Origin of the sequence: Nitrosospira sp. Nl5, assembly GCF_900102495.1 — a bacterium.
Taxonomy (GTDB): Bacteria; Pseudomonadota; Gammaproteobacteria; order Burkholderiales; family Nitrosomonadaceae; genus Nitrosospira.
The window spans coordinates 209,941-232,151 of the sequence record NZ_FMVQ01000004.1 but is presented as its reverse complement, the minus strand read 5'-3'; the positions used below and the strand labels follow the sequence as shown (position 1 = coordinate 232,151).

Sequence of the window (22,211 nt, the reverse complement as noted above, 5' to 3'; positions counted from 1 at the left end):
GGAAAACCGTGGTCTGTCCCCATTTTTCCCGCGAGACGGTGGATTCTATCTACCGTTCCCATTCGCGACGCATCTTTGCGACGCTGATTCGCTTCCTCGGCGACTTCGATGTCGCCGAGGAAGCGCTGCACGACGCCTTCAGGGCGGCGCTGGAACAATGGCCGCATGAAGGCGTGCCGGCCAATCCGCAGGCATGGCTGGTTTCGACCGGCCGCTTCAAGGCGATCGATGGCATACGCAGGCGTGCCCGCTTCGAGCCGCTGCCGGACGATATGGAAGAACGGTTGGCGGCTGCCACTGGTGAGGAGTTGGACGGTGAAGGAATCGAGGATGATCGGCTGCGGCTGATCTTCACCTGCTGTCATCCGGCCTTGTCGCCAGAGGTGCAGGTAGCGCTCACCTTGCGCGAGGTGTGCGGACTGACGACCGAGGAGATTGCGCGCGCTTTCCTGATTGGGGCTCCAACGCTGGCTCAACGTATCGTGCGTGCCAAGGCGAAAATCCGGGACGCACGCATTCCTTACCAAGTGCCTTCGCCGTCCGAGCTGTCGGATCGGGTGGACAGCGTGCTGCGCGTGGTCTATCTGGTATTCAATGAAGGTTATTCGGCGTCATCGGGCGAGTCGCTGACGCGCGTCGAACTCTCCGTCGAGGCGATCCGCTTGGGCAGGCTGTTGGTCGAGTTATTGCCCGAACCCGAGGCGCTGGGGCTCCTCGCGCTGATGCTGCTGCAGGAGTCGCGGCGCGCCGCGCGCAGCTCGCCGGATGGCGACCTGATCTTGTTGGATGACCAGGATCGCTCGCTCTGGAAGCGCGACTATATTGTGGAAGGATCGGCGCTGGTGGAGCGAGTCCTGTTGTCGCGCCGATTCGGCCCATACACACTGCAAGCCGCGATCGCAGCCGTGCACGCCAATGCATCGTCCGCGGCGGCGACGAATTGGGCCGAGATTGTCGGTCTCTACGACATCCTGTTGCGCGCCAGTCCATCGCCCGTGGTCGAACTCAACCGGGCGGTGGCGGTGGCAATGCGTGACGGGCCATTGGCAGGTCTTGCGCTGGTCGAGGCTACTCTGGCGCGGGGTGAGCTTACCGATTACCACTTGGCGCACTCGGCCCGCGCGGACCTGTATCGCCGACTTGGCCGAATGCCGGAAGCCCGGGCCTCGTATGAACGCGCTTACGGTCTCGCCCGCCAGGAGCCGGAACGGCGGTTTCTGGAGCGCAGGCTGCGCGAATTGCCGGGTTGAACGGGTGCTGACGCCGGCTTGTCCTTAGGCGTCCGCTGCTCCTCCTCGGGGAGGGGATTCTACTGTTTATGAAGTTAAGGAAAAGGGGAGTAATGTGGACACCGGCCTTCAACGACATAGCCCGACAGATTCAGCCAGACGTGGAAACGATGGAATCGCCTGAAAACCATCGCTGGAAAACCGCTAGCCGCCAAAGGCCGTGTTAAAAAAATAGCCAGCTTGTTACTGTTTTTTTGCATTGAAATTAACGAAAAGGAGCAAACCATGGGCTATCTGCGTAAGTCAATCGGTATAAGCGTTCTGTTGGCGGCCGGTTTTGGGGTGTTGCTTACGGGTTGCGTGTCTGGTTCGCCGAAGCCTATCTCCAAGGAAGCCCCACCGAAGCAACAGCATGGCGATCCAAATGACACTGGAGGGGCCGACGGAGTTGGCATCAACGAACGGGATGTGCTTCGATTCTAATATGTGTCCCCAGCATTACCAGCCGTCGCCCTCGGATGATCGAAATTTCCGGGCGCAGGCGCTACCTGCGTAGTAATGCAGGATCTCAGCAGCTATCGCATTTTGCGCGTTGGGCCGAATCCGCTTAACCTCCTAAAACGCAATATAAATTTGACATTCCGGGAGGGGTTCAGTACATTCATTTGGTCTAACGAAGAACGCTGCTTATTTTTCCTGGACAATGAGCTTGATACTTTAAAACCGTCGTTGAGTCATCGGATTAATGATCCGGATTTGACGTGATAACAACCTCTTTATGGAGCGCATATGATGGGACGATATGGCCGGATTGCAGCAGCAGCTTCTCTATTTTTACTTCCCATGTCTGTTTTTGCCGCTGGTTATGGCGCAGCAGGCTGTGGGCTGGGCTCAATGGTTGTCGGACCGGAGTCAGGGATAAAGCAGGTCTTTGCCGCAACAACCAATGGAACATCGGGGTCCCAGACATTCGGGATTACATCGGGAACCTCGAATTGCGGTGACCATGGATTGATAAAAACGAGTAAGGAACGGGAAGTGTTTGCGCAGGAGAATTACACCAGCCTAGTCAAGGAGATGGCGCAAGGCAAGGGTGAAAATTTATCTACCCTGGCCAGCCTGTATCAATGCCCGGCCGCAAATCACCAGGAGTTCGGCGCGATGGTTCAGGCCAAATTTGACAGCTTGGTCGTCAATGACCAGACAACTTCAACCGAGTTGCTGAGTAAGCTCGAAAATCAACTGACTCGTCATCCCACTCTTGCAAAATCTTGTAACATCAAGCAAGCAGCATTGGATTAAATAATGACAAACGGGTGCAGGCGGAAGCCTGTGCCCGTTTCGTTTCCACATCGCTGATCGCTCATCCCTCTATAGCTTCGCTGTGCGGCATACCTGTTTTGTTGTTGGCCTACTTTCCTGGTTTTACCTATATCCTGTAACTGCCCATTCCAATGATGCTGCCGGTTATCTGGTCGAATTGCAGCAGCAAGCCAAGCAAAAAAAACTTGCCCGCGAACGCGTCTGGCACCTGCTTTTAAAATACGACACGAGATTGCTCGGCGGCATGGTCAGTGAAGCCGATGGCATGGAGTTTTTCAATTCTCCGCAAGGGAAAACCGATTCGGAAGCAGAGCTCGCCGCAACGCTCGCCAGCTTCTTTGTTCCGCTTGCTGCGATCGCGGAAGGCAAGGAGCATCCGCAATGCAATTTTCCCGCCCGCTTCAAATGGTTGAATCAGCAACTGGCATTCGACCCCCATCGTCTCGAAATACAGGCATGCGATCGGCTCGACCGCTGGATGCAAGGTTTGGACCCTGTCGGCGTAACGCTGGTATTCGCGTCTTATTTCATGAACAACCCCGCGTCCATGTTCGGCCATACCCTCGTACGGATCGATAGCCGCAGAATGGGCAGCGACAATAATTTAATGAATTACGGTGCAAATTACGCTGCGGTGCCGGATACCGGCAATGCGTTTCTCTATGCGATGAAAGGCTTGACGGGCGGGTTCCAGGGCCGCTTCGCAATTTTCCCTTATTACACCAAGGTGCAGGAATACAATAATTGGGAGAGCCGCGACCTTTGGGAATATGAGCTCAAGTTTACCCAGGACCAGTTGAACATGATGCTTCTGCATCTATGGGAACTGGGGGGAACGTATTTTGATTATTATTATTTTCAGGAAAACTGCTCTTACCATGTGCTTTCCCTGCTGGAGATCGCCAATCCGGACCTGAGATTGAAAGACTCCTTCTTTTTTAGCGTGATCCCGGCCGATACGGTAAAAATCGTCATGGCGCAGGAGGGCCTGGTTAAAAAAGCCGTATACCGCCCCGCGGTGCTTACCCAGATGAATGAAAAGCGGCTCAAGATGATCGAGGACGAAAAGACGATCCTGCAAAAGCTGATCAAGGGCAAAATCTCACCGGAAAGCACGCCCTTTGCAAACCTTTCCACGCGATCGCAAGCACTGGTGTTGAATGCGTACATGGACTACTTGCAGTATCGAAGCATGCAGGAGAAGAGCGACAAGGAGATAAAAATCCCACATTCGGTCCTGTTGGCCAGGAGCCGTCTCAAAGATATCCCGGATGTCATCGATAAAGCCAGGCGCTTTTCCAGCCCGCCGGAGCTTGGCCACGGTACAGATCGACTTCGCGTGGGGATGGGGCACAATAGCCATGAGCCTTTCCTCGAATTCGCCTACCGCCCGGCCTACCATGATTTGATGGCCAAAGACGTGGGGTACGATAAAAACTCGGAAATCATTTTCATGGACTTCAACCTCCGTTATTACCTGGACTCGGAGCGGGTGAGGTTGGACCGGGCCAAAATTCTTTCGATTACGTCGCTGAATCCTTATGACCCCCTGTTTGCAAAAGCCTCCTGGCGTGTAGACCTGGAGATCGACACGCTCAGGGATTACAACTGCCACTACTGCAATTCCGTCAAAGGCACTTATGGGAGAGGCATTTCCTATCGGCCGGAGTTTTTTTCACCCCTGCTTTTATTTTCCTTCATCGATATAAAAACAGAATTTTCCGGACATTTGAAACAGAACTATCGTTTGGGCGGCGATATTGAAGTGGGCACGTTCTACGATGTCACCGAGAATTTGAGGGTCAAGCTTGCCGCCAGTTATCAGGTCTTTTTCCTGGGCGACAGCAAGCGTTTTTTTACTTCTCATTTCATAACCCGCTATGCGCTGTCGCAGGATCTTGACCTGCGGCTGGAACTGAATCGCTACGATCAGTACAACGAGGGAGTTTTTTCGGTCAATTATTTCTTTTAGCTGCCGGGATTCTTTGTAAGCCTTCCCGCTGAGGCGATGAATCGCTAAATCCAGCTGCGTTACCGCTTCCGAAGGAGCGCAGCGAGGAGTACAGCGGAAAAGGGCGCTATCCGGCGCACAATCAGGCTGTCACCTTCTGATCCTTGTTTTGAAAGTCAACCGTAATGGGCCTTCGAATTCCAGGGCGGCGGGCTTTTGTCATCGTACGCTAAAAAATACCTCGCTTGGACAACTCGATGTCGAATTTGACCTGCCCGGAACGACTATACGGCATGGAGGCCAACGAACCTGGTCCAATCCAAGACAATTTGAAAAAACTGAATCAATCCATTTTTTTTCAAGGAGGAGTTTGGTCATGAACACCAAAACTATGCTGAAAACAGCTGAAGCCGAGGTTCGCGAGCTGGTGGAGCGCTGGCTGGAAGCGGTCCGCGTCAAGGATATCGACGGGATAATGTCCCACTACACGGCGGACGTCCTGACGTTCGATATCGCGCCTCCCCTTGAATACCGGGGAATCGACACCTATCGAAAGAATTGGGAAGGATGGCTGCCGACATTTCGCGGACCTGTCGGTTACGAGATTCGCGACCTGGGGATTACGGCGAGTGATGACATTGCCTTCTCTCACAGCCTCAACCACATAAGCGGAACGAGGACAGACGGCGAGGAAACCGATGTCTGGGTGCGGGTGACCGTATGCTACCGCAAGGTGGACGGCAAGTGGAGGATCATACACGAGCATATATCGGTGCCTTTCTACATGGATGGCAGCGATAGGGCGGCAATCGATTTGAAACCGTAGCGTTCACCATGAAGGAAGCGGGTATTTACGTATAAACCTGTTTGTACTCGTCACCGATGTAGTCGCGCAGTCGACGATCAGGTTTCGGGGCTTCCGATGTCGAATTTAGCCTTCCTCGAACGACTATACGATGCAAGTAAGTTTTTTACGCCAAACGGAGGTATCGCCATGAAGTACCTGTGCCTGATCTGTGCCGAAACCGTGATGGAGCAGATGACAGAAGCCGCTGCGGAGAAGCACTTCGAGGAATATTCAGAATTCACGGAAGCGATCAGGGAGAGTGGCCACTACCTCGGCTGTAACCGGCTGCAGCCTCCCGACGCCGCGATTACAGTCCGGGTACGAAACGGTAAGGTCACGACTACCGACGGCCCCTTCGCGGAGACCAAGGAACAGTTCGGTGGCTACTATCTCATCGAGGCCAAGGATCTGAACGAGGCGATACACGTAGCCTCGCGGATTCCCGGAGCACGCATCGGATGCGTCGAAGTGCGGCCGGTGGCTGAGGATGAACAGACGCTGCGGGCGCTCGGGTTTGCCGATGCTGTCGCCCCTCGGTAGCAGGCGGTAATGTGGTGCGGGCTACTCGTATCCGACGGTAAACGAATTTCATTGGCGTGTCGATCCGGACGTCCGCCATTCGACTAATGGCGCAGATAAGAATACACAAGCACTGAAATGAAACGCTTTTACAATGGGAGCATGCATGAAATATATGTTACTGATTTACCTTGACGAACTTGCGCTGAGCGAGACCGAGCGGGAAGCTTGTTACATGGAGTCAACCAAGCTCGCACAACAGATTAAATCAAGCGGGCAGTACCTGGCGGCCAACCCCTTGTACCCGACAGCAGCGGCAACCAGCGTGCGGGTGCGTGAAGGCAAGCGGCTCATCACCGATGGTCCGTTCGCGGAGACGCGCGAGCAGCTGGGTGGCTATTTCCTGATCGAGGGCAGGGATCTCGATGAGGCGATCGGTATTGCCGCAAGAATTCCGATGGCGCGCAAGGGTACAGTCGAGATCCGGCCGGTAATAGAGATTGCAGGGTTGCCGGCCGACTAATTTCCGCGACAAACGAAGCAGGCAAAGAAAAACCGGTCGAGTACATCGACTACCCGAGGAAGTTCCGATAAATTACCAAGACATAGGAGATGACAATGAAGGTAGAACCGCAGAAAGAACACGAGTGGCTGCAGAAGCTGGTGGGTGAATGGAGTTGTGAATCCGAGTGTTCGACAGAGCCCGGCAAGCCGTCGGAGAAATTCACGGGGTCGGAGAGCGTGCGTTCGCTCGGCGGCCTCTGGATATTGTGCGAGGGCCGTGGTGAAATGCCCGGCGGCGGCATGGCGACAATGCTGATGACGCTCGGCTACGACCCGCAGAAGAAACATTATGTCGGAACCTGGGTAGGCTCGATGATGACCCACCTCTGGGTGTACACCGGCTCCATGGATGCGGAAGGAAAGGTTCTGACGCTCAGTGCCGAGGGGCCGAAATGGACCGAGGAAGGGAAGCTGGTGGAAGGGAAGCTGGCAAAATACAGGGACGTGATCGAAATAAAGAGCCCCGACCACCGGGTGCTGACCTCGCACATGCTGGGCGATGATGGAGAATGGCGTCAACTCATGACGGCGAACTATCGGCGGGAGAAATAGCGGCCGAAGCGCGCCATTTGTTACAGGTTTCGCCGTAAGCGGGTTGACAGCACGCTATCGTGCAGGGTTATCAGGAGAAAGAAACATGGGTACCAAAATTTTTGTGAATCTGCCGGTAAGCAATCTGGGCCAGTCGGTGGAGTTCTTCACCAGCCTTGGTTTTGCCTTTAATGCGCAGTTTACCGATGAAACCGCCACGTGCATGATTGTAAGTGAAGACATATTCGTCATGCTGTTGACGCGGGAAAAGTTCAAGCTTTTCACACGCAAGGAAATTTGCGATGCAACGAAAAGCACGGAGGTACTTATTTGCCTATCCTGCGAGAGCCGGAATGACGTCGATGAGATGGTAAGAAAGGCGATCGCCGCCGGTGGAACCGCGCCAATGGAGTCCAAGGATTACGGGTTCATGTACCAGCACGGTTTCCAGGACCTGGACGGACATCTTTGGGAGCTTGCCTACATGGAACTGGATGCAATAGACCAGGGGTAAATGGAAAGGAAGGAAATAGGGGACAGACCACTGTTTTCTACCAGGAAGCGGAGTTAGGCAGTCATACCAGAAGTTATCTTGCCATGCAAAGTTACTTACTCTTAAAATCAGGGAAACCGTGGTCTGTCCCCTATTTTCGTGTCCCCTATTTTCGCTTGTCCCCAATTTTCGCTATATTCGATAAAAATAGGCCTTGCTAAGCATCCATTCTCGACGTCATCTTTGGCGAACAGAACCTGGGAATATTTCAAGGCTTCGGTGATGTGTTAAAACTATAATGGAGCCTGACACATCCTCTGTCCATTGATTGTGCGCTTATCAACTTGGGGCTGGTCTCGAACCCAGTAGCCGGAAAGAGGGGTTTCCCACCGCCAAGCAATTCCGGCATGACGTAAATCTCGATCTCGTCGAGTGCGCCGCGTTCAAGGAAAGCCATTTGAAGTTGCCCGCCGCCGAGCATCCAGACATCGCCATCATTAAGTGCTCGGAGCTCAGCGATCACTGCATCGATATCCTGCCGGATCTCCAGCGAACCCTTAGGATTGACGATGGGGCGTGACGTGACAACTAAAACTCGTTGATCGCCATAGGCCCAAGGCGTTGGTTCACTGGCGATGAAATCATATGTCCCACGCCCCATTACTACCGTGCGGATCCTCTTGATGAACACGCGGTAGTCGTGCTCCCCGAGATCCATATCGTCGTACTTGAACAGCCAATCTAGCTGATCGTCGCTCGTGGCGATGAAGCCGTCCAGGCTGGCAGCGATGTAGCTGATGATTCTAGCCATCGTTCCTATCTCATCGCATTATAAAGGAGCATACGTTTAGGAGAGAAATAGAGGAATAGAGGACAGATCACGGTCCTTCCGTCGAGACGCGCACCAGTCATGGCGATACGCCAGCAGTTATCTTGCCACACAAAGTTGCTTGGCCTGATCAGGAAACAGTAGTCTGTCCTCTATCTCGCCCTATCCTACAGTTTTCAAGGCTCCATGTAGATCATCCATGATACGCCGAAGCGGTCGGCGACCATGCCGAAGCGCGGTGAAAAGAAGGTTTTGGCCAACGGCATTTGTACTTGTCCACCTTCGGCCAGCGCAGCGAACAACCGGTCGGCCTCGGCCTCGCTGGAGGCAATGAGCGATAGCGAAAAGCCCTGGAAGCTGGGCTTTCCCTGGCAGTGACCGTCGGAAGCCAGTAACGTTGTATCGCCGATGCGGAAACTTGCGTGCATCACCTTGTTCTCTCCGCCCGGCGGGGGCGTACAGGATTCTTTGGAGTCGGAAGGAGCTTCAGGCGGCGCGTCTTTGAATCGCATGAGCATCGTCACCTCGGCGCCGAGCGCGCCGCGGTAGAATTCGATCGCTTCCTCGCAGCGGCCGTCAAAGAACAGATAGGTCTGGACTTGCATAATGTCTCCTTTTCAATCGTTGTGGGTGAAATTATGTAACTGCTTTGATGCGGCTATGGCCTACCGGCCACTGCCTGAGGCGACTTGCGCGCGAATGCGCTCTTCCTGCTCCCTGAGCTCGGGCGTGAATTCGGCGCCGAAGTCATCGGCTTCGAATACCTGACGAATCTCGATTTCGGACTCGCCCTCATGAGGATTGGGGCAGCGCTTGACCCATTCGATCGCTTCTTCCTTTGACTTCACCTGGAACATCCAGAAGCCGGCGATTAGCTCTTTTGTCTCGGCGAACGGTCCGTCAATGACGGTCCGCTTGTCTCCCGAAAATCTGACGCGCGCGCCCTTCGAGCTCGGGTGGAGGCCTTCGCCCGCAAGCATCACGCCGGCTTTCGCCAGCTCTTCATTGTACTTCCCCATTTCGGCAAGCAGCTTCTCGCTTGGCATGACGCCTGCCTCTGAATTCTTGTCGGCTTTGACTATTACCATGAATCGCATTGTCGTATCTCCATTGGTTACGGGTTGAGAGCCGGCTTCCCGGGCAGATGTGCCCGGCTGAACCTGGACTCTATGCCTTGTCGAATGGGGAGCCGTGAAATCGACATGCCGAACGTTTTTTACGACTGGTTTTGGCTATTCCTGTTTCTTCACGCTTATTATTTCGTACTATGCTGATAGTAACGCCCGGAACAAGCGCGAATCAGACCATCGCAGATTGACTTGTCCCGTAATTTCGATAGCTTAATCCGGAGAGCCCGCTGAATAACCGCCAGACGCTCTATCTCGTCGGTAATTAATGTAATAACGATGGTCTTCAAGGTGCCGCAGAACAAAGTACTGGCGCGCGTCGATGCTTCGAAATCCAAGGCCAGCGACACCTGGCGCAACTACGTCGTCGGCTGAACAAGGTGGAATCACGTGAGGACCATCACCGCGCTTGCAGCGGTAGCATTGCTCACGATTGCGTTTGGTCAACTTGCAGACCGTGGACCGGTAGGGTAAATGTGACGAAAAACCATGGTCTGTCCCCATTTTCCCCCATTTTGTATCTCTGGATTAATCAAGCTCCTCGGCTTGCTTCATTATGTCTTGAGGTTCCTCGTCGTTTTCCACGTTAATTCTCCTTTCTACAATGCTGTGATTGGGACGTGCTGCGAGGGCAGCTTGCCCCACTTCAGTTGCCCATCCTTCTGTTTTTGCCGTCTCGTCCACGTTCTATCCTTTATAACGGAATGGCTTCATCAACCTTAAGCCAAAATGTTGATCACAATGCTGGAAACGCTAGCAGCCTGTCGGACTTGAAGAATCGATGCGAAAAAGTGACTGGGCGAGGACAGATTTTGACGATTTTGAAGGCCAATAGTTGTTCTATTGGTCGAAAAAGCGGTGAAATATGCACCGTCCAGACGCTTTTGCAGCCGAATTCCTTTAAGTCCGACAGGCTGCTAGAGAATGGTAATGAGAGAAAAAGAAAAACAGTAGTGTACAAAAGTACAAGGCGAAGACCGCTACACCTATTTTGAACGATCTCCTACTGGTTAGAGCCGACTTTTGAGTAAAGCATCGTTCTCTTTGGAGAGGGCATCGGCATCAGGGACGATCAGACATGCGCTCGTGTTTCCGCACCGCTAATCTCATCGGGCTGCCTGCTCAGTTGCCCCCATTTCGATTCCGCTCCGGAAGCGGAGCCAAGCATGATCATGCCGTTGCCGAACGTGAGTTGAGCGTGCGCGGTCGTTCCGTCCGGATTGGGATAGACCGCTTGCTTCTCGAAGCCGAAGTTTGCGCATAGCCAGTCAAGCGCGACTGGGGCGTTCCGGTAACGAAGGCAGGGGATAATCGTTGCTCTGGTATTCTTGCCGGGGGTTAACATGCGCTTTTCCTTTCCTTGAGATATATTGGTGCAAACATAATCCTGGAGTCGTCTGTCGGCAATAATGCCGCCGGTTCCCGGAAAAATTGTCAAGTAACACTTTATTTCGTTTCGCCTTTGCCAGGCACGGTCTGCGTAGCCAGGAAATCAATCAGTCCAGCGAAAAAAAAGCAGCAGCGGTAGAATAAGTTCATAAAATCGGACTGTATCAGGCAGGGCCCACCATGGGAACAGGTGAACACTTTCGGGTTGATCGAACGATGAAGTCCTCAATAACCAGCAAGGATAGAACCTTAGTGGAAGCAGCCCGTCCCGCGGCCGAGGAGCCTGCAAGCACAGGGCAGGCGCTGCGCGAGCGCCTGAAGGAAATCACCTGTCTGTATGAGATTCGCCGTGGCATGAGTCTGGAGTTACCGGTGGACAATATCTGCCGGCAGATTTTCGAGCAGCTGATACCCGCCATGCAATTCCCCCAAATCGCCACCGCCATGATCGAACTGGACGGCAGCCGGTTCACCTCCGAGAATCACGGCCAGGGCCTTACGCACGAGCTGCAATCGACGATCAATGTCAACGACAAGCCCCGCGGCCAGCTGCGTGTCTTTTATCCCGAAGACAAACCGTTTCTGGTGCCGGAAGAGCAGCGGCTCATCGACGCTGTTGCAAGCGATCTGGGGAGGTGGCTTGAGCGCAAACAGATGGATGAGGCGCTGCGCGAGCGCCTGAAGGAAATCACCTGCCTCTATGAGATCCGGCGTGGAATCGGTCCGGAATTGCCACTGGAAGGCGTCTGCCAGCAGATTTTTGAGCACCTGATACCGGCGATGCAGTTCCCGGAAATCGCCACCGCCCTGATCGAACTCGACGGCAGGCGCTTCACCTCGGAGAATCACGGCCAGGGCCTCACGCACGAGCTGCAGTCGACAATCACTGTCAACAACACGCCTTGCGGGCAGTTGCGCGTCTTCTATCCTGAAGACAAACCGTTCCTGATACCGGAAGAGCAGCGGCTCATCGACGCCGTTGCAAGCGATCTGGAGGGGTGGCTTGAGCGCAAGCAGATGGATGAGGCACTGCGCGAGCGCCTGAAGGAAATCACCTGCCTCTATGAGATCCGCCGGGGCCTGGGGCTGGAATTATCGATGGACAGCGCTTGCCAGCAGATTTTTGAGCACCTGATACCGGCAATGCAGTTCCCGGAAATCGCCACCGCCCTGATCGAACTCGACGGCAGGCGCTTCACTTCGGAGAATCACGGCCAGGGCCTTACGCATGAGCTGCAATCGACGATCACTGTCAACAACAAGCTTTGCGGCCAGTTGCGCGTCTTCTATCCTGAAGATAAACCCTTCCTGATACCGGAAGAGCAGCGGCTCATCGACGCCGTCGCGAACGATCTGGAGAGATGGCTTGAGCGCAAGCGGCTGGAGCAGACGCTGGTTTCCATCGCTGAAGAACACCAGCGTTCGATCGGGCAGGAATTGCACGATAATCTTGGGCAGCAGATTGCGGCGATTGGCTATCAAGCAAGAGCCCTGGAGAAAACAATATTCGCCTCGGGGTGTGTGGATGCGGCGACGGTTGCCGCTTCCATTGCAAGCCAGGCGCAGACCGCCGTGATGCAATGCAAGCAGCTCGCGCAGGGCCTGCTTCCGTTTGAGCTGGAGACCAATGGCCTGATGGCCGCGTTACAGGCATTTGCATCGAGAATCTCGGCGACGTATAAAATTACCTGTAATTTCGTGCGCAAGAATGACGTTTTTGTCGATGACAACAATATTGCGCTTAACCTTTACCGGATTGCCCAGGAGGCTGTCAACAATGCAATACGTCACGGTGGCGCGCAACATCTGACAATTTCGCTGGCCTCCGAGGAAGACATGCTGTGCCTGTCGATATGCGACGACGGCAGAGGCTTTGCCGGTGTCGACCCAAAGCGCGGCACCACAACGGGGATGGGCATTAAAATCATGCAGTATCGCGCCCGGCAACTCGGCGCGATACTTGAATTCCTGCCGCGTGCCGAAGGCACGGAAGTGCGGCTAAAAATGCGAATGGGTTAGTGTGGCGAGTCAGCGATATCGTTACTTAAAAATGACTGGATTGCCGCCATACCGCGTTGCTCGTCGTTGCATATGAGTAACTATGCGCCTCCTCGCGCCTTGTCTGACAACAACCCAGTCATTTTTAACATTTCCGCCCGGTTTATTCATTTGAACCGGTTATGTAAGGATATCTCTGACTCACTACACCAAGGGCTTCTGACATGTCAGTTTCGAAAGCACAGGTAATGCTTGTGGACGACCATGCCATGCTGCGGCATGGCATGGCGATGCTCATCAATCTCGAGCCTGATATGGAGGTGTCCGCCGAGGCTGGCGACGGCGATGAAGCGCTGGCCACGCTCAAAGCGGGGCATCATGCCGATATCGTATTAATGGATGTATCTCTCAAAACCCTCTCCGGTTTTGAAGTGATAAAAAGCATCCATCACCTGATTCCGGGATTACCGGTGCTCGTCGTCTCGATGCATGACGAAGCCGCCTATGCCGAACGCGCTTTGCGGGCCGGCGCACGCGGCTACGTGATGAAACAGGAGCCGGGGGAGGTACTGGTAAGCGCTATCCGCGAGGTATTGGCGGGCAACGTTTACCTGAGCAAGCAAATGCATGCGCGGCTGCTGAACCGGGTCGCGACCGGGAGTGCCGAGCCGGAATCGCTCATCAAGAGCCTGACCCCCAGCGAATTTGAAGTGCTGCATTTGATCGGCTCCGGGCATAGCAGCCAGGAAATCGCCAAGCTGCTGAACCGCAGCATTAAAACGATCGAAACACACCGATTCAACATTCGCTCCAAACTGAATCTGAAGGATGGCGCCGATTTGATACGTTACGCCACACAATGGATCTCGGAAGAGCGTTAGGCAGATAAGCAGGGGAGATGCCAGTGTCGCTGCACAGCTGATTGCATTCTGAATCGCAATCGGACAATGGAATGTGCGCAAAATGAAAAACGGGAACCGCGGTCCCCGTTCAAGGCCGCTTCTTGCTGAATCAGTTAATGAAAACTTTCCTGCGACGGCTTATTGCACCGATCAGCCCAAGACCTGCCAGTAGCATGGCATAGGTTTCCGGTTCCGGCACAGGTGCGGCATATATGAAATCATCCATGGCAACAAGATCGACAATGTTATCCGGGCCAAAAGGGGCACCATCATTGACCCCCGCGCCAAGTGCCGTGTTTCCGCTGGTGATCTGGACGCGAGAAACAATGGGTCCGTCGGTGAATGATACCCCCAGGAATGACAGGCTCTCCGAGTCAACCGTGCCAACGGGCACGGCGTAAATCCCCAGGGAAGCATTGGCGGCGTCGAAAAACTCAATCTTTGTTGAACTTGTCAGATCGACATCCGTAAAGACCGCACCGAAACCCGAAACCAGCGCGGGTGTGGTAGTTCCTGGTAAAAAGAAAGAAACGTCCACGACATTGCTATCTACGCCGGTAAAGAGGCGTTGCGAACTGAAAACACCAAAAGTCGACGAGTAGCCGGAGTTAATATTATCGAATTCGACGGGGGCTATCCCGCTATTTGCGCTGACCTGAACGCCTGTTCCGGGCGTCGAAAACTCCGCGCCGCGCGGCGAGTTGGAATTAAAGAAATTTCCCGGCAGGTTATTCGGGGCCGAAAAGCCGTCCGGTGTCCCGTCCCAATTTATTTCGCGACGCGCATCTCCGAACAAGCCATTGGGACCCGCCACGGTGCCGCCACCCAAATCCACGCGAAATTGATCGCGGGCAGCGTTTATCGACGCGGGCGTAGAATCTCCCCCAGCCGAACGGACAAGGACAGGCGACGCTGCTGCAAGCGAAGGCAGTCCCAGCGATACTGCGGATAAAGCACCTAAAATCAGTTTCGTTTGCATTTTCTCATCCTCCGAAATTTGTGGATTGCTATGGTCTGTTTAGCATCGTTGCGACAATCTGGTACGCAACGTACTGGTCAGATAGAAAACGCCTATAGGCGTCCATTCAACATAGCTGGTTTTTTATAAATTACAAATTTGGAACGACCGCGATTGCGTCAATAAAAGTAAGCGACGGAGTGCTCCTGGAAGATATGCGCCTCAACCTGTTGGTACCAGATGAAGGAAGGTTGCCAACATGGGCAAGCAAAAGAGACGGGACTTTCCTGAGGTGTGGCGTAAACGCTCTAGGCCGGGGACGGTAGCAGGGCAAGATCCGGGCCATGACATTCAAGATGGGGGAAAACAGATTTTGTCATTTACTAAGAAAAGAAATTCTTATGGTTACCCGGATAAAGCTACCGCTGCCGAAGGGCTGATTCGAATGTTTTGGTAGCCTCATTCGTTTTGTTTCGGTTGGGAGAGTAATTTTCAGGTTTCCTGCCGAGGTGCGCAAGTGTTACATTATCCACTTCTGACATATAAATGTTGCCTAAGGGTTTCCCTTAGTACAAAACAAGTGTTTCCCCAATGTACTCATAGCGTTGGTCGCGATAGGATACGCCTAACTTATTCTATCTGGGTTCATTGCTATCATGAAAACGAGGTTGGGAAAACACATTGCGGTTTTATCCATGCTTGGTCTCTTGGCTTCCTGCGCGCAAATGAGTCCCTTCGAAGTGGAGAATGCCGCTACCCTAAGGGCTGCGCAAAATGCCAGCACCTATGGCGACCACGATAGTCTGGCAAAGCGATATGAAAATGCGGCGAAAGAAATGCGGGCAAAGGCTGAGGAACAAAATAAACTGCTTGAGCATTATGAGGACAAAAGCTATCTCTATGGCAGACGTGCGCAGGACTTGCAAGCCCATACGTCAGCGTTGCTGCGCAGATACCGGCAGTTCGCCGAGGAAAACATAAAGCAGGCCACGTATCACCAGAAAATGGCCTCGGAACTCGGCCAGGTTAACCGCGCCGCCCAGGGAAGCAGCCGGGAAAACAAGGCCTCGGCCGGAACAGACCGGAAGGACTTTAATGGAAGCTCCGGCAACGCCTTATAAGACCGCCGATACGCATTCCGTTGCGGGAGATCCGCTCGAAGCCTGACAACAGCCAGGCGAGAGCGGATTCTTTTACCCAACGGCTGGAAAGGCGCCGCTTTTCAGTACTCATACCGCAGCCTCCCAGGCAATCTCATAACCTCCATCATCACAGTCGCAGTTCCTTCGGGCTTGGGAGATCCAGGATTATCACTTTCCCATCTATCACTTTTACCATGCAAATGTTGCCTAAGGGTTTCCCTTAGCATAAAACCAGGGTTTCCCCAATATCCTCATAGCATTAAGCGCGGTAGTATGAAGTCACTTTCATTCTATTTGGGTTCATTACTGTCATGAAAACAAAATTAGGAAAATTCGTTTCAGTTTTATCCATGCTCGGTCTATTGGCGTCGTGTGCACAGATGACACCTCTGGAAGCGGAGAATGCCAATGCTCGCAAGGCCGCGGAGAATGCCAAGACTTACGCCGACCATGATAAGTTGGCGAAGCAATATCAGAATGTGGCTAGAGAATCGCTCGTAAAGGCGGAGGAGCAAAAGAAAGTCCTTCAACAATATGGGGAAAAAAGCTATCTCTACGGTCGGCAGGGACAAGATTTCGAATCGCATAACTTGGCGTTACTGCGCAAATACGAGCAAACCGCGGAAGAAAGCGTAAAGCAGGCTTCTTATCACCAGAAAATAGCGGCGGAACTTGCGAAGCGCGATTACGCGGCCCCGGCGGAAACACAGCAGCAGCGGGAAAACAAGGTCAAGGTCAAGTCCGGGTCACAGGACAACGCCCTATAATGTAGCGTGGGGGCGCGCGGCACAGTCAAATTATGACGGGTATGTCAGACTGCAAGTTCGCGCCCCCCTTTTTTACCCGTCCATCTCAGGCGATATCGCCATCCACATAGAACCACCGCCCTGCCTTGCGCAGGAAGCGGCTGGTCTCGTGTAAACGGTGCGCGCGGCCCTCTATCTTGTAGCGCGCCACAAATTCCACCACCGCATGATCCGGCTCGAGCTGTTCATGGCGCCTTACTTCCAGTCCCAGCCATATTCTGCGTGGGTCCTCTGCCAGTTGCGCCAGTTCAAGGGAAGCCGGGCGTGTGCCGTGATGCCAGGTCGCCAGCAGATAATCCCCACGGCCGAGCGCATATGCGGTATAGCGTGAGCGCATCAATGCTTCCGCTGTGGGCGCGGGTTCGCCAAGGTCGATATAGCGGCCGCAGCAGTCCGCATATCGTTTACTGGCCCCTCCCTTCAGGGCTTTGCCGCGAGGCCCCGGCTGCTTGGCCGTTACCCCGGTTGCGCCGCACGGGCACGTCTGTTTCGTATCCATATAAACCTGAAAGAATCAGCGGGTGCGCCTTCTTTTCGTAGCCACGACTGCAACGAAGATAAGAATCATGCCTGCCACAGTGGCGGCTCATCCATCAGTGCGATCTGTTCGCGCAATTCAAGGATGCGATCCTGCCAATAGCGGGCCGTGTTGAACCACGGAAACGCCTGCTTGAAGGCCGGGTCGTCCCAGCGTTGCGCGAGCCATCCCGCATAATGGATCAGGCGCAGGGTGCGCAGTGCCTCGACCAGATGCAGTTCACGTGTGTCGAAATCGCAGAAATCCTCGTACCCCGCCAGCACGTCGCTCAATTGCCGCGCCATGTCGGCGCGTTCGCCCGACAATAGCATCCATAAATCCTGCACTGCCGGCCCCATGCGGCTGTCGTCGAAATCCACGAAGTGCGGACCGTCGTCCGTCCACAACACATTGCCCGCATGGCAGTCGCCATGAAGGCGCAAGGCGCGCATCTCTCCCGCGCGCCGGAAGCAGTGCCGCACGCCGTCCAGCGCCTGATTCACCGCACTGCGATAGGCCGCCTCGAGATCGGTCGGAATAAATCCGTGCGTCAGCAGGTAATCCCGCGGCTGTTCACCGTAGCTGGCGATATCCAGCGTGGGACGTTCGCGGAACGGCTTGAGTGTGCCGACAGCATGGATGCGGCCGAGGAACCGCCCCATCCACTCAAGCGTGCTGCGATCTTCCAGTTCAGGCGCACGGCCGCCGTGCCTGGGAAAAACAGCGAAGCGGAATCCCTTGAAACTGTGCAGCGTTATTCCCTCCAGCACCAGCGCGGGCACGACGGGAATTTCATGCTCGGCCAGCTCCTGCACGAAGGCGTGTTCTTCGAGTATGGCCGCATCCGTCCAGCGCCAGGGGCGATAAAATTTCGCCACCAGCGGGGCGCCTTCTTCCAGGCCGACCTGGTAGACGCGATTTTCATAGCTGTTGAGTGCCAGCAGACGGCCATCGCTGCGGAAGCCCACGCTCTCCAGGGCATTCAACACGCAATCGGGCGGAAGCGTAGAAAAGTCCCGGGGCGACGGGTTGCTCGTTTCCATCACCGCTATTTGCTCAACAAAGGGTTCCACCGGTTTTTTGCCTTTCAACGGTTAATGGCTGGTTTCATGCTACCAGTTTTCTTCTTTGTTGAGTGCTGACCCGCCTGCCACAACCCCCAGGATAAATGAAGCCTGCCCCCGGTAGGCTGCCGTGACGATGACCCTTGCTTGCCGAGGCTATCGCTTGCCCGCACGCAGCTCACTTACGGATCGGCCAATCCTGCGGCGGAGGAGCGTGCGTAATGTCACACCGTTTGCGTAGCCCACCCGGGCGGCGATCAGGTCAATGCTATCATTGCTTGTTTGCAGCAGGTGTACCGCGCGCTCTACGCGCAGATCCTGAAAATAGGAGAGCGGAGTCTTGCCCAACACTGTCCTCAGGCGGCGAGCGAGAGTTCTCTCGCTGGTTCCGGTTGCGTTGGCCCCCGCGCTGAGCGAGAAGCCATCGGCCAGATGTTGTCGCGCCCATTGTTCAAATCGCTCGATCAATGGATCCGTATGCATGAGATGATCTGGAATCATGAAAACCGCCTGCGATGGGCGTGGATCAATCACCAGAAAACGGCCCGTCAATGCGGCAAGCGCAGGGCTGCTGCGCCTCACCAGCCATAGTGCCAGGTCAATATGTGCCAATGCCGCTCCCGCAGTGGCGAAACGGGATGAACCGACGACCATGCGCGATTCTTCCAGCTTGACGTTAGGGTAACGTTCGCGAAACAACGGCGCCAGCCACCATGAAGTGGTGGCGCTCTGCCCGTCGAGCAGCGATGTGTTCGCAAGGACAAAGGTCCCGGTGCAAGCGGCACTCACCAAGCTGCCCCCATCGGACCATTCTCGCAACAGTTCACCTGCATCCGCCACATCCCGCCGCTCGAGCGCCACCTGCAGTGTCTGTGGCATTTTTGCTCCGAGGGCGGGAATCAGCACAATGTCAGGCCGTTCAAGCCGCGCCGCCGATATAACCGGCACTGACAATCCATGACTGGTGCGCACCCGGTGGCGAACTCCGACGACAGTTACCTCGAAATGAACTGAAGAAGTTCCGGCAGACTCTGCCAGATCGTTGGCGATACTGAAGGTATCGAGAATAGTGGATAAACCGGTATCAAAAACTTCATCGAGGGCAAGGACGTGGATACGCATGGCAGGAATTATATCATAATTGTCAATCTTGCCACTTGCCAGGCACTGGCTTCATCACTTACAGTCGGCTCTCGTAGTTCAACTTTAGAAAGGAGAGATCACATGGTAAAAGTTGCCCTGTTAGTCCGCTTGCAAGCCAAACCCGGGAAAGAAACGGTTGTCGCCAGCTTCCTTGAAAGCGCCCTCGCCATGGCGAATGAGGAAGCCACTACGCCGGTGTGGTTCGCGTTACGGTTAGGGCCATCGACTTTCGGCATTTTCGACGCCTTCGCTGACGAAGCGGGACGCTCGGCACATCTGGCTGGCCCGATCGCAGCAGCGCTGATGGCTAATGCCGGGGAGTTATTGGCCGAGCCACCGCAGATCGAGCATGTAGATGTGCTCGCGACGAAACTGCCGCATTGAAGCTGCTGGAAAAGAAAAAGCCACGAAGGGACAGAAGTCCCTTCGTGGCTCAGGATTGAATTCTGATCAAGAAGCCTTGCGGCGACGCGTCAGGAATCCCATCAATCCCAAGCCGGCCAATAGCATGGCGTAGGTTTCAGGTTCCGGTACTACCGTGGCCATTGCTCCGACGGTGAAGCCGTAAAAACTTTCACTGTCAGGCGTTGTAAATGAAATATCGGTATAACTGCCAGTGAACTGCAGCAGGCCATTCCCTTCCAGCCCGGTCACGGAATTTCCGCTTTGCGTGAGTGTGCCGCCACCCCAATATCCGGCGCCCTGGCTCGCGATAACGAAAGTAGGATCGTCCAGGAAATTGAACGTTACAGGCGCACTCGTGCGCCCAACACTATAAACAGCGATCACAGGATCGACAACCGGCTGCGAGAAATGCAGGGTGTTGACCTCGGAAGTGCCGCCCACCATGTGGATCGCTCCGTTAGCGCCTGGGGTATTGGTGACTTCCGGGCTGGTGAAAGATGCGGGCACCGTATTGAAATAGCTGGCATTGGTATCGATCGAGTTCCATTGCCCGGTATAAGTCAGGTCGATGGTGTCGCTGTTCTGCGTGAACGTTGCGTTGGGTCCCGACCACAGAGCCCAACTCACTGTGCCGTTCGCCATTGCCGCGCCGGCGTTGAAAAATAATGCGCTTATCAATACTAATTCTTTTTTCATATCTATGTCCTTATATTTTCGTGGTAAAACCTATTTTCACCCCGGTCAAGGGGCCAATATAAAGGGTCGATAGCGTGTTGATAATAAAGATAACAATTCTTACTCTAGCTTGATCGCCGAGAAATGATAATGAACCGAATGGACTATCCGAACGGGCTATTTGTATGACTGGAGGAGACATTTTCTTCTGATTTCACAGGCATCGCCGGCCCCGGCGAACGGGATATGCGTCGAAATCCGTTTCCAGCAGGTTACATTTCCGCAGTGTAGAAAAAGAGGAGGATGTTTTTCAGAATCGTAGCGTTATAGTTTAAAATGCTGCTCTCAATCAATTCGGGATTTAACTGAATGAAATTTACTCGGAACACGATAACAGCCTCCCTGGCGCGTTTGCTGCCAATGGCATTGGCCCTGAGCCTTGCTGCCTGTGGTGATGGAAGCGAGCCTTCGTCAAATAACGGTGGCAAGGGCGGTGGCGGCGGCAAGCCGCAAACAGGCCCGGCCACCGGAAGGTTGCTGGATACCGCGGTGGGCGGCGTCGCCTACGCATCGCCCTCAGGTTCAGGCACGACGGATGAGCATGGCGTCTTCAAGTACAATCATGGGGATACGGTCGAGTTCAAACTGGGCAGCCTCAGCCTCGGAAAAGTGAAAGGGGCTGCGATCGTTACGCCCATACAGCTGGCGGGCGATAACGACAATAGATTGCGAAACCTGCTTATCCTGTTTCAATCCCTGGACGGGGACGGCAATCTTGGGAACGGGATTTTCATTCCCGCCAGCGCCGCGTCGGCTGTCAGTGCCTCGATCGATCTGGACAGTGATCCTGCCGCGTTTGCCGCATCACCCGAATTGCAGAAGGCGATGGAGGCGGGCGGCATTGGCGACCGGGCCAAAACCGCGGCGCAAGCCAAAGCCCACTTTCTTTCGCAGGGCATGAACATGCTCGGCACCAACATCTGGGTTAGACACGACGATGCAACCGCTTCCGTTATTCGCATTTCAGCAGACGGCAGTGGGGAGTATTTGCAAGGGGAAGCGACGCCTGACGATTCCTGCGACACCAACCGGGTATGCGGCGGCAACCTGCTCAGTAAAGCCGGCGTGGAATATGGCGCCGCCCGTCTATCTGCGATGGATACCAGGGGATTCAAGTTCGCGGCAACGCCGGTAATCGATACCAATCTTCACGCCGGGCTGTCGCACCCCCGGCCAAACTGGCGGATTCGTACCGATGGTTCCGATTTGATCACGTCGGACATTTTTACCGTGCAAAGGAAGAGGGAGCAGAAGAGCCTCTTCGGCGAACTCTTTCATATCGCCGGCACGCTGGAGATCAGTTCTTCGAAGGAACCTATCAAGACCGAGGTCAAGGAGAATCTTTATTTCAGGATGGAGAACGATCCTAAAGGCATTGTCGGGGCCTGGGCCTCTGATCCGACATCCATCAAGACCCCCACTTACCTGTTTTTTTCCAACGGGAAATACATGATGGTTGATCCAATCGGAGATATTAAAAGTGCCGATCATGAAAGCTGCGGTGATCCGGGTGTCGAATTCGCGTCATACACCTATGATTCAGCCAGCAAGGCATTGAATATCAAGGGATTTACTTATGATAACAATGGCTGTGCGGGCTTTTCCGGAACCGAGACGGCCGCATTCAGGCTGGGAGCCGATGGCAACACCGCGACGCTGGAAACAAAAGGAGGTCCTGCACTGACGTTGCACAGGATCTCAAAATAGCGCTGCTAACAAAGTACCATGCCCATTACGCT

General features: G+C 54.4%; 25 protein-coding genes. 15 read left to right on the top strand and 10 right to left on the bottom strand.

Features of this window, described 5'->3' with window-relative positions; translation table 11 throughout:
• Positions 1-8: 8 nt before the first annotated feature.
• The 9 genes from BLP45_RS06430 to BLP45_RS06385 all read left to right on the top strand — a co-directional run bounded on the left by BLP45_RS06430 (position 9) and on the right by BLP45_RS06385 (position 7,478).
• On the top strand, positions 9-1,250 hold the full coding sequence (locus BLP45_RS06430; protein ID WP_090370913.1) for an RNA polymerase sigma factor: 1,242 nt from the start codon (positions 9-11) through the stop codon (positions 1,248-1,250).
• 264 nt (positions 1,251-1,514) lie between these two features.
• A complete protein-coding gene (locus BLP45_RS06425; RefSeq protein WP_090370911.1) occupies positions 1,515-1,712 on the top strand; it encodes a hypothetical protein in 198 nt (65 codons plus the stop codon).
• A gap of 306 nt (positions 1,713-2,018) precedes the next feature.
• Entirely contained in the window at positions 2,019-2,531 is a 513-nt protein-coding gene (locus BLP45_RS06415; RefSeq protein ID WP_256327724.1) for a DUF3015 domain-containing protein, read from the top strand.
• 82 nt (positions 2,532-2,613) lie between these two features.
• A complete protein-coding gene (locus BLP45_RS06410) occupies positions 2,614-4,524 on the top strand; it encodes an Lnb N-terminal periplasmic domain-containing protein (RefSeq protein ID WP_256327723.1) in 1,911 nt (636 codons plus the stop codon).
• Positions 4,525-4,879: 355 nt separating this feature from the next.
• The gene (locus BLP45_RS06405; RefSeq protein WP_090370907.1) at positions 4,880-5,329 is read left to right on the top strand and encodes a YybH family protein; all 450 of its coding nucleotides are present in this window, start codon (positions 4,880-4,882) and stop codon (positions 5,327-5,329) included.
• A 168-nt stretch (positions 5,330-5,497) separates the two neighbouring features.
• Positions 5,498-5,890 (top strand): YciI family protein, encoded by a 393-nt coding sequence (locus BLP45_RS06400; protein WP_090370905.1) that lies wholly within the window; start codon positions 5,498-5,500, stop codon positions 5,888-5,890.
• Positions 5,891-6,035: 145 nt separating this feature from the next.
• Positions 6,036-6,392, top strand: coding sequence for a YciI family protein (locus BLP45_RS06395; protein WP_090370903.1), 357 nt, complete (start codon positions 6,036-6,038; stop codon positions 6,390-6,392).
• A gap of 95 nt (positions 6,393-6,487) precedes the next feature.
• Positions 6,488-6,985 (top strand): DUF1579 domain-containing protein, encoded by a 498-nt coding sequence (locus BLP45_RS06390; RefSeq protein WP_090370901.1) that lies wholly within the window; start codon positions 6,488-6,490, stop codon positions 6,983-6,985.
• An 85-nt stretch (positions 6,986-7,070) separates the two neighbouring features.
• Positions 7,071-7,478 carry a VOC family protein gene (locus BLP45_RS06385; RefSeq protein ID WP_090370899.1) on the top strand — a complete coding sequence of 136 codons (408 nt, stop codon included), beginning with the start codon at positions 7,071-7,073 and terminating at the stop codon, positions 7,476-7,478.
• Between the two features lie 247 nt (positions 7,479-7,725).
• On the opposite strand, the gene BLP45_RS06380 is transcribed toward BLP45_RS06385, so the two are convergent.
• The 5 genes from BLP45_RS06380 to BLP45_RS06365 form a co-directional block, all read right to left on the bottom strand.
• Complete coding sequence (locus BLP45_RS06380) at positions 7,726-8,268, bottom strand: dihydrofolate reductase family protein (RefSeq protein WP_090370897.1); 543 nt, start codon at positions 8,266-8,268, stop codon at positions 7,726-7,728.
• Between the two features lie 194 nt (positions 8,269-8,462).
• Positions 8,463-8,891, bottom strand: coding sequence for a VOC family protein (locus BLP45_RS06375; RefSeq protein WP_090370895.1), 429 nt, complete (start codon positions 8,889-8,891; stop codon positions 8,463-8,465).
• Between the two features lie 60 nt (positions 8,892-8,951).
• Positions 8,952-9,383: a YciI family protein gene (locus BLP45_RS06370; protein ID WP_090370893.1), complete on the bottom strand. Its 432-nt coding sequence runs from the start codon at positions 9,381-9,383 to the stop codon at positions 8,952-8,954.
• Positions 9,384-9,941: 558 nt separating this feature from the next.
• Complete coding sequence (locus tag BLP45_RS14590; RefSeq protein ID WP_176754683.1) at positions 9,942-10,097, bottom strand: hypothetical protein; 156 nt, start codon at positions 10,095-10,097, stop codon at positions 9,942-9,944.
• A 388-nt stretch (positions 10,098-10,485) separates the two neighbouring features.
• Positions 10,486-10,758, bottom strand: coding sequence for a VOC family protein (locus tag BLP45_RS06365; RefSeq protein WP_090370891.1), 273 nt, complete (start codon positions 10,756-10,758; stop codon positions 10,486-10,488).
• A gap of 260 nt (positions 10,759-11,018) precedes the next feature.
• Here BLP45_RS06365 and BLP45_RS06360 point away from each other — a divergent pair, with 260 nt between their 5' ends.
• Together BLP45_RS06360 and BLP45_RS06355 are read left to right on the top strand one after the other, a co-directional pair.
• Positions 11,019-12,821: a sensor histidine kinase gene (locus tag BLP45_RS06360; protein WP_256327722.1), complete on the top strand. Its 1,803-nt coding sequence runs from the start codon at positions 11,019-11,021 to the stop codon at positions 12,819-12,821.
• A 203-nt stretch (positions 12,822-13,024) separates the two neighbouring features.
• Positions 13,025-13,681, top strand: coding sequence for a response regulator transcription factor (locus BLP45_RS06355; RefSeq protein WP_090370887.1), 657 nt, complete (start codon positions 13,025-13,027; stop codon positions 13,679-13,681).
• A gap of 130 nt (positions 13,682-13,811) precedes the next feature.
• On the opposite strand, the gene BLP45_RS14920 is transcribed toward BLP45_RS06355, so the two are convergent.
• Complete coding sequence (locus tag BLP45_RS14920) at positions 13,812-14,681, bottom strand: PEP-CTERM sorting domain-containing protein (RefSeq protein ID WP_090370886.1); 870 nt, start codon at positions 14,679-14,681, stop codon at positions 13,812-13,814.
• A gap of 704 nt (positions 14,682-15,385) precedes the next feature.
• Between BLP45_RS14920 and BLP45_RS06340 the strand changes: the two genes are divergently transcribed.
• Positions 15,386-15,781, top strand: a complete 396-nt coding sequence (locus BLP45_RS06340) for a hypothetical protein (protein WP_371128734.1) — start codon at positions 15,386-15,388, stop codon at positions 15,779-15,781.
• A gap of 332 nt (positions 15,782-16,113) precedes the next feature.
• A complete protein-coding gene (locus tag BLP45_RS06335) occupies positions 16,114-16,569 on the top strand; it encodes a hypothetical protein (RefSeq protein ID WP_090370880.1) in 456 nt (151 codons plus the stop codon).
• An 85-nt stretch (positions 16,570-16,654) separates the two neighbouring features.
• Here BLP45_RS06335 and BLP45_RS06330 read toward each other — a convergent pair whose 3' ends face one another.
• The 3 genes from BLP45_RS06330 to BLP45_RS06320 all read right to left on the bottom strand — a co-directional run bounded on the left by BLP45_RS06330 (position 16,655) and on the right by BLP45_RS06320 (position 19,311).
• Positions 16,655-17,107: a YchJ family protein gene (locus BLP45_RS06330; RefSeq protein ID WP_090370878.1), complete on the bottom strand. Its 453-nt coding sequence runs from the start codon at positions 17,105-17,107 to the stop codon at positions 16,655-16,657.
• 65 nt (positions 17,108-17,172) lie between these two features.
• Positions 17,173-18,168 (bottom strand): serine/threonine protein kinase, encoded by a 996-nt coding sequence (locus BLP45_RS06325; RefSeq protein ID WP_090370967.1) that lies wholly within the window; start codon positions 18,166-18,168, stop codon positions 17,173-17,175.
• Between the two features lie 177 nt (positions 18,169-18,345).
• The gene (locus BLP45_RS06320; RefSeq protein WP_090370876.1) at positions 18,346-19,311 is read right to left on the bottom strand and encodes a GlxA family transcriptional regulator; all 966 of its coding nucleotides are present in this window, start codon (positions 19,309-19,311) and stop codon (positions 18,346-18,348) included.
• Positions 19,312-19,413: 102 nt separating this feature from the next.
• Between BLP45_RS06320 and BLP45_RS06315 the strand changes: the two genes are divergently transcribed.
• Positions 19,414-19,716: a putative quinol monooxygenase gene (locus tag BLP45_RS06315; protein WP_090370874.1), complete on the top strand. Its 303-nt coding sequence runs from the start codon at positions 19,414-19,416 to the stop codon at positions 19,714-19,716.
• Positions 19,717-19,782: 66 nt separating this feature from the next.
• Here BLP45_RS06315 and BLP45_RS14915 read toward each other — a convergent pair whose 3' ends face one another.
• Complete coding sequence (locus BLP45_RS14915) at positions 19,783-20,433, bottom strand: PEP-CTERM sorting domain-containing protein (RefSeq protein WP_256327721.1); 651 nt, start codon at positions 20,431-20,433, stop codon at positions 19,783-19,785.
• A gap of 348 nt (positions 20,434-20,781) precedes the next feature.
• Here BLP45_RS14915 and BLP45_RS06305 point away from each other — a divergent pair, with 348 nt between their 5' ends.
• On the top strand, positions 20,782-22,179 hold the full coding sequence (locus BLP45_RS06305) for an adhesin (protein WP_090370872.1): 1,398 nt from the start codon (positions 20,782-20,784) through the stop codon (positions 22,177-22,179).
• Positions 22,180-22,211: the final 32 nt, after the last annotated feature.

What these genes read in the sequence shown, in the direction of transcription:
- BLP45_RS06415 (WP_256327724.1), top strand. Translation starts at nt 2,019, where the DNA reads ATGATGGGACGATATGGCCGGATTGCAGCAGCAGCTTCTCTATTTTTA.
- BLP45_RS14920 (WP_090370886.1), bottom strand. Translation starts at nt 14,681, where the DNA reads ATGCAAACGAAACTGATTTTAGGTGCTTTATCCGCAGTATCGCTGGGA.
- BLP45_RS06320 (WP_090370876.1), bottom strand. Translation starts at nt 19,311, where the DNA reads ATGCGTATCCACGTCCTTGCCCTCGATGAAGTTTTTGATACCGGTTTA.
- BLP45_RS06395 (WP_090370903.1), top strand. Translation starts at nt 6,036, where the DNA reads ATGAAATATATGTTACTGATTTACCTTGACGAACTTGCGCTGAGCGAG.
- BLP45_RS14915 (WP_256327721.1), bottom strand. Translation starts at nt 20,433, where the DNA reads ATGAAAAAAGAATTAGTATTGATAAGCGCATTATTTTTCAACGCCGGC.
- BLP45_RS06330 (WP_090370878.1), bottom strand. Translation starts at nt 17,107, where the DNA reads ATGGATACGAAACAGACGTGCCCGTGCGGCGCAACCGGGGTAACGGCC.
- BLP45_RS06365 (WP_090370891.1), bottom strand. Translation starts at nt 10,758, where the DNA reads ATGTTAACCCCCGGCAAGAATACCAGAGCAACGATTATCCCCTGCCTT.
- BLP45_RS06400 (WP_090370905.1), top strand. Translation starts at nt 5,498, where the DNA reads ATGAAGTACCTGTGCCTGATCTGTGCCGAAACCGTGATGGAGCAGATG.
- BLP45_RS06375 (WP_090370895.1), bottom strand. Translation starts at nt 8,891, where the DNA reads ATGCAAGTCCAGACCTATCTGTTCTTTGACGGCCGCTGCGAGGAAGCG.
- BLP45_RS06325 (WP_090370967.1), bottom strand. Translation starts at nt 18,168, where the DNA reads ATGGAAACGAGCAACCCGTCGCCCCGGGACTTTTCTACGCTTCCGCCC.
- BLP45_RS06315 (WP_090370874.1), top strand. Translation starts at nt 19,414, where the DNA reads ATGGTAAAAGTTGCCCTGTTAGTCCGCTTGCAAGCCAAACCCGGGAAA.
- BLP45_RS06335 (WP_090370880.1), top strand. Translation starts at nt 16,114, where the DNA reads ATGAAAACAAAATTAGGAAAATTCGTTTCAGTTTTATCCATGCTCGGT.
- BLP45_RS06405 (WP_090370907.1), top strand. Translation starts at nt 4,880, where the DNA reads ATGAACACCAAAACTATGCTGAAAACAGCTGAAGCCGAGGTTCGCGAG.
- BLP45_RS06305 (WP_090370872.1), top strand. Translation starts at nt 20,782, where the DNA reads ATGAAATTTACTCGGAACACGATAACAGCCTCCCTGGCGCGTTTGCTG.
- BLP45_RS06360 (WP_256327722.1), top strand. Translation starts at nt 11,019, where the DNA reads ATGAAGTCCTCAATAACCAGCAAGGATAGAACCTTAGTGGAAGCAGCC.
- BLP45_RS06380 (WP_090370897.1), bottom strand. Translation starts at nt 8,268, where the DNA reads ATGGCTAGAATCATCAGCTACATCGCTGCCAGCCTGGACGGCTTCATC.
- BLP45_RS06355 (WP_090370887.1), top strand. Translation starts at nt 13,025, where the DNA reads ATGTCAGTTTCGAAAGCACAGGTAATGCTTGTGGACGACCATGCCATG.
- BLP45_RS06425 (WP_090370911.1), top strand. Translation starts at nt 1,515, where the DNA reads ATGGGCTATCTGCGTAAGTCAATCGGTATAAGCGTTCTGTTGGCGGCC.
- BLP45_RS06390 (WP_090370901.1), top strand. Translation starts at nt 6,488, where the DNA reads ATGAAGGTAGAACCGCAGAAAGAACACGAGTGGCTGCAGAAGCTGGTG.
- BLP45_RS06340 (WP_371128734.1), top strand. Translation starts at nt 15,386, where the DNA reads ATGAGTCCCTTCGAAGTGGAGAATGCCGCTACCCTAAGGGCTGCGCAA.
- BLP45_RS06385 (WP_090370899.1), top strand. Translation starts at nt 7,071, where the DNA reads ATGGGTACCAAAATTTTTGTGAATCTGCCGGTAAGCAATCTGGGCCAG.
- BLP45_RS06370 (WP_090370893.1), bottom strand. Translation starts at nt 9,383, where the DNA reads ATGCGATTCATGGTAATAGTCAAAGCCGACAAGAATTCAGAGGCAGGC.